A 15,203-nucleotide genomic window follows, 5' to 3' on the forward strand; every position below is an offset into this window, starting at 1 on the left:
AGTGCCTCCGGGCAGGAACCGCGTCATCGTGCGTCTCCTGCCCGGAGGGTCCATGCTCAGGACCTCAGGAGCGTCCGTGCGTCGGGCAGCGTGATCTCTCCGGTCTGGGAATCCACGTGACCTGCGAGATAGCGCTCGATGCTGTCGTCACGTTCGTCCAGCCACGGAGTGTGGTGCTGGGCGGCGAGCGTACCCGTCATGACGGACCGATAGCGGCGGTCACGGTAGCCCATGATGTCTTCTTGCTTGTCGTGCTTCCAGCTGATGAAGATCTGCACGACTTTGTCGATGTCGAGATCCGGGTAATCCGTCTGCTGCAACAGGTCGCGCACGTATTCGCCCTGGAACACGATCTCACCCGTGACGTCCGGGATCGCCTCGAAGAGCGCGGTCCACTCCTCGATGAAGCGCTCACGCTCCGCTGCGTCCGGGATCGGGGCCACACCCATGATCAGATCGCGCACGTACCAGGCCTGCGCGTCGAACATGTTGAACGTGAACCATTGATCCTGCGCGCCCACGTAGAAGAGCGCCGGGTTCGATTGCCACACCACGCCCCGGTAAAGCCCGGCCGGGTACACGGTGTTGGGGCCCGACAGGGCGAGCTCATCCGGCAAGAACGGGTACTTGTGCTGGTATCCCGTGCAGAAGACGATCGCGTCGACATCCTTCGCCGTGCCGTCGGCGAAGTACACGCGGGAGCCGTCGATCTGTGTGATCGCGGGACGCTCTTCGAAGCCCTCGGGCCAGTCATAACCCATGGGCTTCGACCGGTAGCTCGCGGTGACCGATCGCGCCCCCATCTTGTGCGCCTGGCTCCCGATGTCCTCGGCGGAGTAGCTCGAACCGACGACCAAGACATCCTGACCCTCGAACGCCTCGGCCCCGCGGAAATCATGCGCGTGCGCGACGAACCCCGTGAACGTCTCTATGCCGGGGGCGTCCGGCATGTGCGGATAGGAGAAGTGACCGCTTGCGACGACGACGTGGTCGAAGGTCTCCAACGACGTCTCGCCGCTCGGCAGGTGTTCGCTCGCAACGGTGAACAGCTGCGATGTCTCGTCGAATGTGATGAACCGGACGACTGTTTCGAAGCGTACGTATTTGCGTACATCGGTGTGCTGCAGCCGGCCGACGATGTAGTCCCAGAGGACGGGACGTGGTGGATATGAAGAGATGGGACGTCCGAAGTGCTCATCGAATGAGTAATCCGCGAATTCGAGGGCTTCCTTCGGCCCGTTCGACCACAGGTTGCGGTACATGCTCGAGTGCACGGGCTCGCCGTGTTCGTCGAGGCCGGTTCGCCAGGTGTAGTTCCATTGACCACCCCAGTCCGCCTGCTTCTCGAAGCAGACGATCTCGGGGATCTCCCGTCCGTTGCGCTCTGCCGATTCGAATGCGCGCAGCTGCGCCATTCCGCTCGGACCGGCACCGATGATTGCTACCTTCTTCTTCGTCACGTACGTACCTCACACTTCACTGATGTTTCGTAGCAGTCGTTCGCGACGATGCGAGAAACCGGGAAGAACACGGGTCTTCCCTCATGTTGAAGCGGACGTTCCACCGGCTGAACTCGCCGCGCAGGGGAGACCGAGGCCTCAACCAATCGCAAGCGAACGACGTGTGAAGCGTAGCAATGCGCCCCTCATCACCGGCGTTCGGCCGGTGCCGACTCCTGCGGGGTGCGGGCCTCCCGGGACTCGGCGCGGCGGCGGCGCACGGACGCCACCCGGTCGATCGCGAGGCCCAGCGCGAGCGCGAAGGCGACGCCCAGCACGGCCCCGAGCAGCGGCTGGTCCTCGAGCCAGCGCCCCGCGAGGACACCGATGATCGCACTGTAGGCGGCCCAGCTCACCGCACCGACCGCACTCAACGGGACGAACCGGCGCCGCGGATAGCCGAGGGCACCCGCGGACATGTTGACCGCCACCCGCCCCACCGGGATGTACCGGGCACCGAGGATGAGCGCGGCGCCCCGACGGTCCAGCGCGTGCTGCGCGCGGGCGAAGGCGGCCGCAACCCGGGGTCGGCGCATCCACCGGAACCGGGTGGTCCCGACGCCCCGCCCGATGGCGTAGGCGATGTTGTCGCCGATCATCGCGCCGGCGGCGGCCACCAGCACCATCGGCAGCACCGTGTGCAGCGCCCCGGTCGAGGCGGCGACGGCGGCGGCGGCCACCAGCACGGTCTCACTGGGGACGGGCGGGAAGAATCCGTCGATCACCGCCACCGCGAACAGCACGAGGAGGAGCCACGGGGATGCCGCGGCCTGCAGGATGAGCTCATTGATGACGTCCACCTTCCGACGCTAGGAACCCCGCCCCCTCGGGCACATCATCCGGAGGTATCGACCACCCCCTACCGGAGGGTGGTCTCGGCAGAGCGCGCGGACCCGTCCCGCCTACGATGAGAACCGACATCCGCCGGAGACGGCGCGGACCCGGACCGACCAGGAGAACCACATGGCCTACATCTGCAACGCGATCTGGACGGTCAAGGACGGTCAGGCCGACATCGTGCGGGACGCGCTCGTGCACCTCGCCCACGCGAGCCGCGCCGAGCCCGGGAACCTCGTCTACCAGCCGTACCAGGACCCCACGGAGCCGAACGTGTTCCGCGTCTTCGAGGTCTACGCGGATGAGGCCGCCTTCGCGGCGCACAAGCAGACGGAGCACTTCCGGGTCTGGGCGCTCGGGCAGGCGATCCCCGCCGTCGAGACCAAGGAGAAGACCGTCTACGCCGACCTCGAGGGCTGAGGCCGACTCGCCGGTCACACCCCGCACGCTTCACTCTTGTGACGCCCGTCACGGTGTTGATACATTTCACCGAGCCCAGACGGGCATGAGGGAGCGACGATGAGCGACGACAACACCCGGGACATCGAACAGACCATCGTCACCGACTTCAGCGATCGCATGAGCTACGGCCGGTACCTGGCGCTCGACGAGGTCCTGAACGCGCAGCATCCGCTGAGCCGTCCCGAGCATCACGACGAGATGCTGTTCATCATCCAGCACCAGACCACCGAACTCTGGCTGAAGCTCGTGCTGCACGAGATCAGCGCCGCCCGCCGCAGCATGGCGGCGGACGACCTGCGCACGGCGCTGAAGCGCATCGCGCGGGTCAAGCACATCCAGGAGGTGATGATCCAGCAGTGGTCCGTGCTGGCGACCCTCACCCCCACCGAGTACGCGCAGTTCCGCGGCAGCCTCGGCAACTCCTCCGGATTCCAGTCGGCGCAGTACCGCGCGGTGGAGTTCGCGCTCGGCAACAAGAACGAGCGGATGCTGACCGTCTTCGCCGACGATCCCGCCGCCCTGGCCCACCTCACCGCCGAGTGGGAGCAGCCGACCCTGTACGACGAGTTCCTCCGGCTGATCGCCCGTCGCGGTCTTCCCGTGCCGGAGGCCATCCTCACCCGCGATGTGCGCGAGCCCTACCGCGCCAGCGAGGAGCTCGTGCCGGTGTTCCGGACGATCTACGAGAATGCCGCCGAGTACTGGGACCTCTACGAGGCGTGCGAAGAGCTCGTGGACATCGAGGACAACTTCCAGCTCTGGCGATTCCGGCACCTGCGCACGGTCGGCCGGACCATCGGCACGAAGACCGGGACCGGCGGATCGAGCGGGGTGGGCTTCCTGGAGCGCGCCCTGTCGCTCACCTTCTTCCCGGAGCTGTACCGCGTGCGCACGGAGATCGGACAGGGATGACGACGCGCGCCGTCGTCCGGTTCCGCACCCGCGCGGGCGCGTGGGAGACCGGCGTCGTCGACGCGGGCGCGGACGGCGGGCTCACCCTGCGAGAGGGTACGGATGCGTCCGCCCCGCGGCTGGGCGGCGTCGTCACCGGCGGCTTCACCGACGCCCACGTGCACCTCTCGCTCGTCCCCGCGGCGGAGCTGACCGGCGGGGTCCTCGGCCGCGTGATCGATCTCGGCGGCGAGCCGGCGCATCTCGCGGCCACCGCCGACGCCGCGGAGCGCGCGGGTCTCCGCGTCGAATTCGCCGGGCCGTTCCTCACCGCTCCGGGTGGCTACCCGAGCGACCGCACCTGGGCGGCGGCCGGTTCGTTCCGGGAGGTCGCCGGGGCGGGCGACATCCGGGCAGCGGTCGCCGACGTCGCGGGGCACGGCGCGTCCCTCATCAAGGTCGCCGGCAACAGCACAGCCGGTCCCGTGCTCGGCGACGAGGACCTCCGCACCGTCGTGACCGAGGCGAGACGCCACGGCCTCCCGGTCGTCGTGCACGCGGAGGGACCGGGTGAGGCGGTGCGGGCCGCACGCCTCGGTGCGCACCTGCTCGCGCACGCGCCCTTCACGGAGGTGCTCGCGGACGACGACCTGCGGGCGATGGCACGCGGCACCGGCTGGATCTCGACCCTCGACATCCACGGCTGGGGGCGCCACGACGAGCACTACGCGATCGCCACCTCGAACATCCGGCGCTTCCGTGCCGTCGGCGGCCGCGTGATCTACGGCACCGACCTGGGCAACGGGCCGCTGCCCGTCGGGCTCAACGCGCGCGAACTCGCCGCGCTCGCGGACGCCGGCATGGCCTCGACCGACATCCTCGACGCGCTGAGCCCGCTCGACCCGCTCCAGCCGCACACTCCCCTCGTCCACATCCCCGGCGACGACCCGTCCGCGCTCCGCCTGCCGGACGCCCGCCCGCTCACCGCCCGCCATCTGCAGGAGCTCTGATGACCGCATCCCCCTCCCCCGTCCTCGACGGACTGCGTGCGCAGGCGACGGACCTCGACGCCCGTGACCCGCTCGCCGGCTATCTCGAGGAGTTCGTCCCCGCGCCGGGCGTGACCGCCTATCTGGACGGCAACTCGCTGGGTAGGCCGGTGCGATCGACCGCCGATCACCTGTCCCGGTTCGTGGCGGACGAATGGGGCACCCGGCTGATCCGTTCCTGGGACGAAGGATGGATGGACACCCCGACCGTGCTCGGTGACCGGATCGCGCGCATCGCGCTCGGCGCCGCGGGCGGGCAGACCGTCGTGGCCGATTCGACGACCGTCATGCTCTACAAGCTCCTGCACGCCGCGGTCACCGCGATGCCCGGCCGCGACGAGATCGTCGTCGAGCGGGCGAACTTCCCCACCGACCGCTTCGTCGCGGAGTCCGTCGCGGCCCAGACCGGCGCGACGCTGCGCTGGCTGGAGACCGATCCGATCGCGGGGGTGCAGCTCTCCGACATCGACGCGGCCGTCTCCGAACGCACCGCGGTCGTCGTCCTCAGCCACGTCGACTACCGCTCCGCCGCCCTGGCGGACATGGCGGGCATCACCGCGGCGGTGCACCGTCACGGTGCGCTGATGCTGTGGGACCTCTGCCACTCGGCCGGCGCCGTGCCGATGGAGCTCGACACCTGGGGCGTCGACCTCGCGGTCGGATGCGGCTACAAGTACCTGAACGGCGGACCGGGGTCTCCCGCGTTCGCCTATGTGCGCGCGGAGCTCCACGACCGCCTCCGCCAGCCGATCCAGGGCTGGATGGGCGCGGCGGACGTCTTCGCCATGAAGGAGGGCTACGCCGCGGCGCCCGGCATCCGGCAGTTCATCAGCGGCACGCCTCCCGTGCTCGCGATGGTGCCGCTGTCGGACATGCTCGATCTCGTGGAGCGAGCATCCATCGACGCGATCCGCCGGAAGTCGGTCTCGCTGACCGGGCTCGTGGTCGACGCGTACGACCGGCTGCTCGCCCCCCGCGGCGTCCGTCTGCTCAGCCCGGCCGATCCGGCGCAGCGCGGCGGGCACGTCTCGTTCGGGCACGCGAGCTTCCGCGAGGTGACCCGGTTGCTCTGGCGACAGGGGGTGATCCCGGACTTCCGCTTCCCCGATGGCATCCGGGTCGGGCTGTCCCCGCTGAGCATCTCCCATCGCGAGGCGCTCGAGGGCGTCATCGCCATCCATGCCGCGATGGACGCCCAGGACGCGGCATGACCCTCGTCCTCGACGACCTCGAATCCCGGCCCGGAAGCACCGCATCCGCCCTCCGCACGTTCATCGGCCTCTACCTGCGGCGGCTGGGCGGCCGGATCGCGATCGCCGACCTCGTCCGGTTGATGGCGGACCTGGACGTGCCCGCGGCGCGCACGCGCACGGCCGTCGCCCGGCTGCGGCAACGCGGACTGCTCATCGGCGAGCGCGCCGACGGCATCGGCTACCGCCTCGACCCGGCGGCGGTGCCCATGCTGGAGCGCGGCGACCGGCGCATCTTCGCGGTGCACCGGATGGCGACGGGCGATCCCTGGTGCCTCGTGTCGTTCTCCATCCCGGAGAGTCGCCGGGACATGCGTCACCAGCTGCGCCGGCGGCTGCAGTGGATCGGATGCGGCGCCGTGGCCGCGGGGCTGTGGATCTGTCCCGGCCACCTCCAGGACGAGGCCGAGGAGATCCTCGGCGACCTCGACGCGTGGGCGTACGCGACGGTCTTCCGCACCGACACCCCCGTGGTGCACGGGTCGCTTCCGGAGGCGGTGGCGCGCTGGTGGGACCTCGATGCCCTCGCCGCAGAGCATCGCCGGTTCCAAACGGCCGTCACACCGCTGCTCACCGTCCCGGTCTCCGACGACCGGGACGCCTTCGTCGCCTACCTCCGCCTGATCGACAGCTGGCGCATCCTGCCCTACCTGGATCCGGGCCTGCCTGCCGGGCTGCTGCCCGCGGACTGGCCGGGCGAGCGCAGCGTCGAGCTCTACGCGGAACTCGCCGGGCGGCTCGCGGACCGGGCCTGGATGCATGTGGAGGCGCGTACCCGCGCGGCGGCGCGCGTCAGCGCACGCGGCGGTGCTGGGCCAGCTCGATGAGGCGCGGCAGCACCTCTCCGGTGCGGAGGCCGGAGTGCTCGTGCTCGCTGGTGATCCAGGTCTGCACCCCCGGCATCAGCGCGGCGGTCTCGAGCGAGAACTCGAGCGGCACGTAGACGTCGTTGACGTAGATCGCGGCAGCACCACGGGCGCCGGATGCGGCGATGCGCTCCGCGTCGTACAGCACCGGCCACGCGTGGGTCGCGAGCAGGTCGACCACCTCCGCCCACGGCTGGAAGGCGGGAACCGTCCGCGCCCATTCGCGCCGCACGTGCTCGCCGGTGAACAGAGTGACATCCTCGCGGTAGTCGTCGGGCTCGGTCCGTTCCGCCGACCAGTTCGTCGCGAAGCCGTCGGCGTAGCTCGACTCGTGGAAGACGTAATACAGGGGGTTCCGGCCGCCGAACGGCAGGGCGCCCGCGAGGTCGTAGCGGAACGCGTTCGTACCGGGATCGTGCTCGAGCAGCGACCACAGGGTCTGCCATCCGTTGTCCCCGCCGAGGAGCGAACCGATCGACCGCATCCGGGAGCGGGACACGACCTCTCCGGTCGGCAGGACGATCCGGCCCGCATCCGCCAGGTCGACGAGCCGGCGCATGGCGTCGCGGTGCGCGGGGAACCGGCGGTAGTAGCGCTCGGTCATCACGCGCATCTTGTCGTAGCAGAGGGCGTACACATCGTCAGGGTGGCGGCCGATCGCACTGAGGCCGCCGGTGATGAACACGTCGGCGAGCGACGCCGCATCCGTCGACAGGTAGGCGAGCGTCGTGAACCCGCCGAACGACTGGCCGAGCGTGCTCCAGGTCGCCGCGCCCAGGTGCTCGCGCATCGCCTCGGCGTCACGGACGATGCTGTCCGCGCGGAGGTGCGTGAGGTACTCGGCGACCTCGGCCGACGGCATCCGGTCGAGGAGGGAGTCCGAGACGGGCGTGGACCTGCCGGTCCCGCGCTGGTCGAGCAGCACCACGCGGTGGTGCGCGAGCGCAGCGTCCAGCCACGACGGGGCCGCGGGCGCGTGGAACGGGGTGGGCGCCTCGCCTCCGGGACCGCCCTGCAGGAAGGTCAGGATCGGGAGATCCTCCCCGCCCTCGCGCGACACGACGGCCGCGTGCACGTCGATCGTGCGGCTGTCGGCGGGATCCCCCCAGACGAGGGGCACCTCGATGAGGTGGTCTTCGACGGTCAGATCCTGCATGCGACGCACTGTGGTGGCCATCCGTCCACCGTACGCCCGTGTCAGGCCGGACCCGGATGGGGCGACGCGATGTCGTCCCCCCGACCGCGGGCATGCAGCCGGAGCGCGGTCGCCGCGACGGCCGCCACCACCACGAGCACCCCGTATCCCACCGCCGTCGCTTCGAGCCCGACGATCGGGATGGCGATGCCGGCGATGACGGCGGGCACCCCGAAGGCCAGGTAGGCGACGACGTAGATCGATGAGAAGAGTCCCGCGCGCTCCTGGGCGGGCGCCAGCGGCAGGATCAGTCGCAGAGCCCCCGCGTAGGCGGTGCCGAACCCCCAGCCGGTCAGTGCGAGCGCGACGAAGTACAGCGGGAGTGCGTGCAGCGTCACGGCGACCACGCCGAGGATCGTACCGGCGGCGAGCGTCGACGTACCGACGAGGAAACCGGCATCCGCGGAGGATCGCCGCATCAGGATCACCGAGAGCGTGCCCACCCCGGCGATCACGCCGATGGTGAGACCCTGCAGAAGGTGGCTCGACTCGTGGAACAGGCGCCCGACGATGCTGGCTCCGAGCGAGATGAACAGGCCTCCGGTGGCCCACGCCGCAGCGATCGCCGGGACGGATCGCACGAACGTGCTCCGGGCGGCCGCGGGCACGTGCACCGTCGGGATGAGGGAACGCGCCACGCCGGGGATCCTCGGCGACGTCTCGGGGAGGAACCAGACCGTGAAGGCGGCGACGAGCGAGATCACGGCTGAAACGCCGAACAGCACGGCGACGGGGTCCCGCCACAGATCGAGGACCACGCCCCCGAGCACCGCGCCGAGCGCCAGACCGACCGTCGGAGCGGCAGCGTTGACGAGTGCGGCGAGACCGGGCATCCGCGCGGGCTGGAGCTCTGCGGAATAGGCGCCGAGCGTCGTCATCGCGAGCCCGGTCGAGATGCCCTGCAGCACGCGGCCGAGAAGGAGCATCCCGGCGTCCCCGCTCACGGCGAAGATGCCGAGCGCGATCGCGAGGATCACCATGGCGGCGGTCGCCACCGGCCGCCTGCCCAGGTGGTCGGATACGGAACCCGCCACCAGGAGCGTCACCAGGAGTGCGAGGGGGTAGACGGCGAACACGATCGTCATGACGACCGTGCTCAGTCCCCAATCCTCCTGCCATTGCGGGTAGAACGGTGAGAGCAGGGTGGAGCTCGCCATGCACACCACCAGCAGCGTCGCGACCAGGCTGATCCCTGCGGGCGACCGCCGCGGCCCGGACTGGATCGAGCGTCCGGCTGCAGCTGACATGCGGCTCCCTTGGTTCCAGGATTTTCGAACCTGGTCAGCGTAGCCGGTTCCGCGATCCGGAACGCCTCGCGATCGTGTGCCGGCTCGACGAGGGTGCGCTGGATATGGCCGAGTGCTTCAGCACCTCGCCCGACATGCCGAAATCCACTCGCCCTCACCTCATGAAGGTCCTGCGAGCCGGGTCAGGCGAGCCCGGCGAGCGCCTGCAATCGCAGCTTACGAGCCTCGATGAAATAGCGGCGGGAGATCTCGTGGGCGGATTCCCCGTCCCGCCCCTCGATGGCACGGAAGAGACTCGCGTACATGTCGATGGCGTCGCCCCATCGGCCGTCCTGCCCCAGAGTGGGGTGCCCGTCGGCGTGCCGGGCGAGCTGCAGGTTGAGTCGCCCGAGCAGGTCGATCAGCGACTCGTTGTGGGCCGCTTTCCGCACCGCGGTGTGGAAGGCGCGGGAGGAACCCAGCTTCGCCTCGATGTCCTGCGGATCGACGGCTGAGGCCTGGTCGACGATGGTGCTCAGCATCATCAGGTCGTGCTCGCTGCGCCGCTCGGCGGCCGTGCGCGCGGCGAGCGCCTCCAGCACCACCCGGGCGTCGTAGATGTCGAGGATCTCCTCCGGGGTGCGCTCGCGCACCACCGTGCCGCGCTCGGTCCACGTCACCAGTCCGTCACGCTCGAGTCGGCCGAGGGCCTCCCGGACCGGGGTCCGGCTGACCCCGCACCACTGAGCGAGGTGCTTCTCGGTCAACGGCTGGCCGGGAGCGAACTCTCCGCTGAAGATGCCCTCCCGGATGCGCTCGTACGGGGTGAGGGCGGGGCTGCTCTGCACGTTCTCCACGCATCAACCATCCTCGCGCGGCACCCCGCGCGCCGCCGGGGTCCACCGCGTGGAACGGTGTGCACGTGCATACACCCCTCCGTCTACTGTGGCCCGGAGCTGTTCACCCGAGCAGATGAGAGACCTCGGGCAGTTCCCGGCAGTGAAGGAGCGACGTTGCAACTGGTCACCAGAGTGGGGTCCCGCCTGCTTTACCTGATCGCCGTCCTGCTCGGCGCGAGCTTCCTCGTCTACCTGCTGCTCGACCTCCTCCCCGGCGACCCCGCCGAGGTCCTGGTCGGCGCCACCGGGAACACGACGGAGGGGGCGGTCGAAGAGATCCGCGCCCAACTGGGCCTCGATCAGCCCCTCCTCGTCCGCTACTTCGGATGGCTCGGCGGTGTCATCACCGGCGACTTCGGCACGTCCTTCCGGACCGGACAACCCGTACTCACCGAGATCATGGACCGCCTGCCGGTCACGATCCAGCTCGTACTCGCCGCCGAGCTCATCTCGCTCCTGATCGCCGTGCCGCTGGCCATCGCCGCCGCCCGCCGCCGGGACACCCTGTTCGACCGGGGCGTCGCCGTCTTCACCTTCGGCCTGCAGTCGACGCCGAACTTCGTCGTCGCGCTCGTGCTGATCGTGATCCTCTCGGTGCAGCTGAAGCTGCTGCCCGCCATCGGTTACGTCCCGATGGATGTCGATCCATGGGGGAACTTCCGCTCCATCCTCATCCCCTCACTCGCGCTCTCGGCCGCGCTCATCCCGCTGTACACGAGAGTGCTGCGCAACGAGATGATCCGCACCCTGCAGGAGGACTTCATCCTCGTCGCCCGCGCCGGCGGTCTCTCGCACCGGACGATCCTGTTCCGCTATGCGCTGCGCCCGTCCCTGCCGACGCTGGTCACCGTGGTGGGCATCAACATCGGCACGCTGATCGGCGGAACCCTCATCGTCGAGTTGATCTCGGGTCTCCCCGGGATCGGGACCCTCCTCTACACCGGCATCAACAACCGCGACTACATCCTCGTGCAGGGCATCGTCCTGTTCATCGCCACGGCGTACGTCGTCCTCAACTTCCTCGTCGACCTCCTCTACACCGCTCTCGACCCAAGGGTGCGCGCATGACCATCACCGCAGCGACCGAGATCGTCCCCTCGGCACCCCACACGAAGCCCATCCGCACGGCGCCGCGCCGACGCACGAAGGTGCTCCCCGTCGCGGTGATCCTGTCCGCGAGCTGGCTGGCCCTGCTGGTGCTCGCGGCGATCGCCCAGCCCATCCTCCCGCTGCCCGATCCTTCGCGTTCCGACTACGGAGCGATCGCGTCACTGCCCTTCACCCCCGGCCACATCCTGGGCACGGACGAGATCGGTCGCGACATGCTCGCCCGGGTCATCGCCGGTGCGCGCATCAGTCTCACCGTGGGTGTGCTCGCGGTGCTGGTCGCCGTCGTCATCGGCGCGCCCCTCGGCATCCTCGCCGGCTACTTCTCCGGAACGACCAACCGCGTGATCGGTGTCTTCCTGGACATCTCGCTGGCCTTCCCGTCGCTGGTCGCCCTGATCGCGCTGAGCGTCTTCCTCGGCCCCAGCCTGACGACGATCGTGATCGGGATCGGGATCGTTTCGGCTCCGGCGATCGCCCGCGTCGCCCGAGCCGCGACCCTCACCTACGCTCCCCGGGAGTTCGTCACCGCCGCTCGCGGACTGGGTGCCGGGCACCTGCGCATCCTCGTCCGCGAGATCCTCCCGAACGTCGTCGTCCCGGTCACGAGCTACGCGCTGGTGCTGGTGGCGGTCGCCATCATCGGTGAGGCGAGCCTGTCGTTCCTCGGCCTCGGCGTCCCGCCGCCCACGTCCAGCTGGGGCGGGATGATGGGCACCGGGCGATCCGAGATCACCCGCAGCCCGCACATCGTGCTGATCCCGGCGTTCTTCATGTTCATCTCCCTGCTGGCGATCAACTTCCTCGCCGAACACTTCACCAAGCGGTTCGACATCAAGGAGGCCTCGCTGTGACCGGCACGAGCCCCGCACTGCAGATCACCGATCTGACGGTGCACTTCAACACTCCGCGCGGCATCGCCCGGGTCGTGCAGGGCGTGAACCTCACGGTCGAGCGAGGCAGCGTCCACGGCCTCGTGGGCGAGTCCGGCTCCGGGAAGTCCGTCACCGCCCGCACGGTTCTCGGCATCCTGCCCACGCGTGCGCTCGCGCTGAAGGAAGGCAGCATCCGCCTGGCCGGCGACGAGATCCTCTCCTACACCGAGGACCAGTTGCGCGAACGGGTGCGCGGCAAGCGCGCGTCCATGGTCTTCCAGGACCCGATGACGGCGCTCAACCCAGTCATGCGCATCGGCAAGCAACTGGTGATCCAGATCCGGCGCCACACGCCCTCCATGTCCCGTAAGGACGCCATGGCCCTGGCCGGCGACCTCCTGCACCAGGTCGGGATGCCCGCACCGGAGGACAAGCTGCGCGTCTATCCGCACCAGCTGTCCGGCGGGCAGCGCCAGCGTGTGATGATCGCACTGGCGCTCTCGTGCGATCCCGACCTCATCATCGCGGACGAGCCCACCACGGCACTCGATGTGACCGTCCAGGCGCAGATCCTCGACCTGTTCGACAAGCTGCGTGAAGAGCGCAACCTCTCGATGCTGCTGGTCTCCCACGATCTTTCGCTGATCGCCGAGCGCTGCGACGACGTCTCGGTGATGTACGCCGGCCGGATCGTGGAATCCGGCAGGGCGCGTGAGATCTTCGCATCCCCCAATCACCCGTACACGCGCATGCTCGAGGATGCGCGTCCCGCGCTCAGCAATGAACCGCACACCCTGCTGCGGACGATCCCCGGTCGTCCCCCGCAACTGACCGCGCTGCCGGCCGGCTGCTCCTTCGCCGCCCGCTGCCCGCTCGCGACCGATGTGTGCATGCAGGAACGCCCCCCGCGCGCGGAGATCGCCCCCGGACGCACGGTGGCGTGCCACCATCCCGAACTCGTCGAAGGCATGGCCCTGCACAGCACGGTAGGAGGAGCCGCATGAGCACCATCGCGGACGACATCGCGGATGCGGCGGCCCCAGGCCCCGCGACGGACGACATCGCGTTGACGGTCACGGACGTGGTCGTGGAGTACCCGGGCAAGTCCGGACCGGTCCGCGCCGTGCACGGCGTGTCACTGACGCTGCGACGCGGCGAGACCCTCGGGCTGGTCGGCGAGTCCGGCTGCGGCAAGTCGTCGACCGGGCGCGCCATCGTGCAGCTGCCGGCGCCCACGTCGGGGCACGTCTGGCTGGGCGACGAGGACCTGACGACGCTGTCGAAGAAGCGTCTGCGGTCCCTCCGCCGCAAGATCCAGCTGATCTTCCAGGACCCGATCGCATCGCTGAATCCCCGCAAGACAGCGCAGGAGACCGTCGCGGAGTCCCTCTCCATCCGCGGCGTCCGTGATGCCGATGCGCAGGCGATCTCGCTGCTCTCGCAGGTGGGCGTGGACGAGATGATGGCCAAGCGGAAGCCGCACGAGCTCTCCGGCGGTCAGTGCCAGCGCATCTCCATCGCGCGGGCCCTCGCGCAGACTCCGGAGGTGCTCGTCTGCGACGAGCCCGTCTCCGCGCTGGACGTGTCCGTACAGGCCCAGGTCCTCAACCTCCTCGAGACGATGAAGGCCGAATACGGCCTGTCGATGATCTTCATCTCGCACGACCTCGCGGTGGTCGGCAACATCAGTGACCGGATCGCTGTGATGTACCTCGGCAGGATCTGCGAGATCGCGGATTCCCGGGCGCTCTACTCCGCACCCCGGCACCACTACACGAAGCTGCTGCTCGACTCGATCCCCGATCCCGAGGGCAGTCGCGATCGGAAGACGACTCCGGTCGCGAGCCGCTCCCAGACGAGCGCCGGATGCCCGTTCGCTCCGCGTTGCCCGGCCGCTCAGGATCGCTGCCGGAGCGAGGTCCCGGAGCTGACCCCGGACGCGGAGGGCCACCTGGTCGCCTGCCACTTCCCCCTCTCGTCCCCCGCGGCCTCACCCGCCGCAGCGCACTGAAAGGTTCCCCATGAGCACGGACATCATCGAGATCCCCGGCGCGGAGGACCTGCACGTCACCCTGCGATCCGGCGCGGTCGCGCATGCGATGGCCGCCGGCCCGCAGGACGGCGAGCCCGTCATCCTCCTGCACGGGGGGCTGCCGGGTTCGTCCGGCGCCGCCGGATGGCGCTTCATGCTGCCGGCCCTGGCCGAGGCCGGATTCCGCGTGTACGCGCCGGACCGACCCGGGTTCGGTCGTTCCGACACACGCCCCGAGCACCGACCCGTGCGCGGTCACATGAGCTGGGTCGACTTCGTCATCCAGTTCGCCGACGCCGTCGGCGCCGAGACCTTCCGCCTCGGCGGGAACTCGCAGGGCGCACAGACCGCCGCGTACGTCGCCGTCAACCACCCCGAGCGGGTCACGCACCTCGCCATGATCGCCACCAGCGGTCTCAACGAAGCGCTGGACGTGCCCGCCGAGGACGTCGTGGCGGGCATCCCCCTGCCGCGCTGGGACGGATCCCTCGAGGGCATGCGCACGATGATGATGTCCATCATCCACCGCAAGGTGGCGGTGACCGACGAGGTGCTGGCGATGCGCGCCGCGGACGCCGAGCAGCAGCGGGAGTCCTTCGCGGCCGCCGCGGCGTGGAACCGCACCGTGTGGGCCGACCCGAACCGTCGTCAGCTGATGCGCCTGCGTGGCCGGCTGGACCAGCTGACCATCCCGATCATCTACCTGTACGGCCGGCAGGACGTCCTCGGACCGGTGCAGAACGGCTTCCTCCAGGAGGACCGTCTTCCCAACGTGCAGTTCTTCTACCCGGACGACTGCGGCCACCAGGGCCAGACCGACCAGCCGGAGATCTTCGGGGCGGTCTTCACCGAGTTCTTCCGGGATGCCCGCGTCACCGCGGACACCGCGGCCCGGGCAGGCGTGTCCGACCGTCGCCCGGTCCTGAAGGAGCGGGTCCAGTCCGCCTGACAGCAGCCGGTACGAAGGGGGCACGCGCATTCGCACGTGCCCCCTTCGTCGTCCGGGAACGACCGC

15 protein-coding genes are annotated in these 15,203 nt (G+C 69.6%); 10 read left to right on the forward strand and 5 right to left on the reverse strand.

The window, feature by feature from the left end; all coding sequences use genetic code 11:
* Nucleotides 1-56: 56 nt before the first annotated feature.
* The gene (locus F6J84_RS14810; RefSeq protein ID WP_150974520.1) at nt 57-1,460 is read right to left on the reverse strand and encodes an NAD(P)-binding domain-containing protein; all 1,404 of its coding nucleotides are present in this window, start codon (nt 1,458-1,460) and stop codon (nt 57-59) included.
* A gap of 188 nt (nt 1,461-1,648) precedes the next feature.
* Nucleotides 1,649-2,299, reverse strand: a complete 651-nt coding sequence (locus F6J84_RS14815; protein WP_150974521.1) for a DedA family protein — start codon at nt 2,297-2,299, stop codon at nt 1,649-1,651.
* A gap of 163 nt (nt 2,300-2,462) precedes the next feature.
* Here F6J84_RS14815 and F6J84_RS14820 point away from each other — a divergent pair, with 163 nt between their 5' ends.
* The 5 genes from F6J84_RS14820 to F6J84_RS14840 all read left to right on the forward strand — a co-directional run bounded on the left by F6J84_RS14820 (nt 2,463) and on the right by F6J84_RS14840 (nt 6,815).
* Complete coding sequence (locus tag F6J84_RS14820) at nt 2,463-2,756, forward strand: putative quinol monooxygenase (RefSeq protein ID WP_150974522.1); 294 nt, start codon at nt 2,463-2,465, stop codon at nt 2,754-2,756.
* 99 nt (nt 2,757-2,855) lie between these two features.
* The gene (gene kynA / locus F6J84_RS14825) at nt 2,856-3,710 is read left to right on the forward strand and encodes a tryptophan 2,3-dioxygenase (RefSeq protein ID WP_150974523.1); all 855 of its coding nucleotides are present in this window, start codon (nt 2,856-2,858) and stop codon (nt 3,708-3,710) included.
* Nucleotides 3,707-4,699: an amidohydrolase family protein gene (locus F6J84_RS14830; RefSeq protein WP_150974524.1), complete on the forward strand. Its 993-nt coding sequence runs from the start codon at nt 3,707-3,709 to the stop codon at nt 4,697-4,699. Before kynA ends, F6J84_RS14830 begins: the two co-directional genes overlap by 4 nt.
* Complete coding sequence (locus tag F6J84_RS14835) at nt 4,699-5,949, forward strand: kynureninase (RefSeq protein WP_150974525.1); 1,251 nt, start codon at nt 4,699-4,701, stop codon at nt 5,947-5,949. The genes F6J84_RS14830 and F6J84_RS14835 overlap by 1 nt, the downstream gene beginning before the upstream one ends.
* Nucleotides 5,946-6,815, forward strand: a complete 870-nt coding sequence (locus tag F6J84_RS14840) for a PaaX family transcriptional regulator (RefSeq protein WP_150974526.1) — start codon at nt 5,946-5,948, stop codon at nt 6,813-6,815. The genes F6J84_RS14835 and F6J84_RS14840 overlap by 4 nt, the downstream gene beginning before the upstream one ends.
* On the opposite strand, the gene F6J84_RS14845 is transcribed toward F6J84_RS14840, so the two are convergent.
* The 3 genes from F6J84_RS14845 to F6J84_RS14855 all read right to left on the reverse strand — a co-directional run bounded on the left by F6J84_RS14845 (nt 6,781) and on the right by F6J84_RS14855 (nt 10,132).
* Nucleotides 6,781-8,031: an alpha/beta fold hydrolase gene (locus F6J84_RS14845; RefSeq protein WP_150974527.1), complete on the reverse strand. Its 1,251-nt coding sequence runs from the start codon at nt 8,029-8,031 to the stop codon at nt 6,781-6,783. The two genes, F6J84_RS14840 and F6J84_RS14845, sit on opposite strands and share 35 nt — an antisense overlap.
* 20 nt (nt 8,032-8,051) lie before the next feature.
* Nucleotides 8,052-9,296, reverse strand: a complete 1,245-nt coding sequence (locus F6J84_RS14850; protein WP_150974528.1) for an MFS transporter — start codon at nt 9,294-9,296, stop codon at nt 8,052-8,054.
* A gap of 182 nt (nt 9,297-9,478) precedes the next feature.
* Nucleotides 9,479-10,132, reverse strand: coding sequence for a GntR family transcriptional regulator (locus F6J84_RS14855; protein WP_150974529.1), 654 nt, complete (start codon nt 10,130-10,132; stop codon nt 9,479-9,481).
* Between the two features lie 156 nt (nt 10,133-10,288).
* On the opposite strand from F6J84_RS14855, the gene F6J84_RS14860 reads away from it, so the two are divergent.
* Genes F6J84_RS14860 through F6J84_RS14880 form a run of 5 tightly spaced genes read left to right on the forward strand, consistent with a single transcriptional unit; the run spans nt 10,289 to nt 15,137 of the window.
* Nucleotides 10,289-11,242, forward strand: a complete 954-nt coding sequence (locus tag F6J84_RS14860) for an ABC transporter permease (protein WP_202980460.1) — start codon at nt 10,289-10,291, stop codon at nt 11,240-11,242.
* Nucleotides 11,239-12,135, forward strand: coding sequence for an ABC transporter permease (locus F6J84_RS14865; protein ID WP_150974530.1), 897 nt, complete (start codon nt 11,239-11,241; stop codon nt 12,133-12,135). The genes F6J84_RS14860 and F6J84_RS14865 overlap by 4 nt, the downstream gene beginning before the upstream one ends.
* Entirely contained in the window at nt 12,132-13,160 is a 1,029-nt protein-coding gene (locus tag F6J84_RS14870) for an ABC transporter ATP-binding protein (protein WP_150974531.1), read from the forward strand. The genes F6J84_RS14865 and F6J84_RS14870 overlap by 4 nt, the downstream gene beginning before the upstream one ends.
* Nucleotides 13,157-14,167, forward strand: a complete 1,011-nt coding sequence (locus F6J84_RS14875; RefSeq protein ID WP_150974532.1) for an ABC transporter ATP-binding protein — start codon at nt 13,157-13,159, stop codon at nt 14,165-14,167. Before F6J84_RS14870 ends, F6J84_RS14875 begins: the two co-directional genes overlap by 4 nt.
* 10 nt (nt 14,168-14,177) lie before the next feature.
* Complete coding sequence (locus tag F6J84_RS14880; RefSeq protein ID WP_150974533.1) at nt 14,178-15,137, forward strand: alpha/beta fold hydrolase; 960 nt, start codon at nt 14,178-14,180, stop codon at nt 15,135-15,137.
* Nucleotides 15,138-15,203 lie beyond the last annotated feature (66 nt).

This window comes from Microbacterium caowuchunii, from assembly GCF_008727755.1.
Taxonomy (GTDB): domain Bacteria; phylum Actinomycetota; class Actinomycetes; order Actinomycetales; family Microbacteriaceae; genus Microbacterium; species Microbacterium caowuchunii.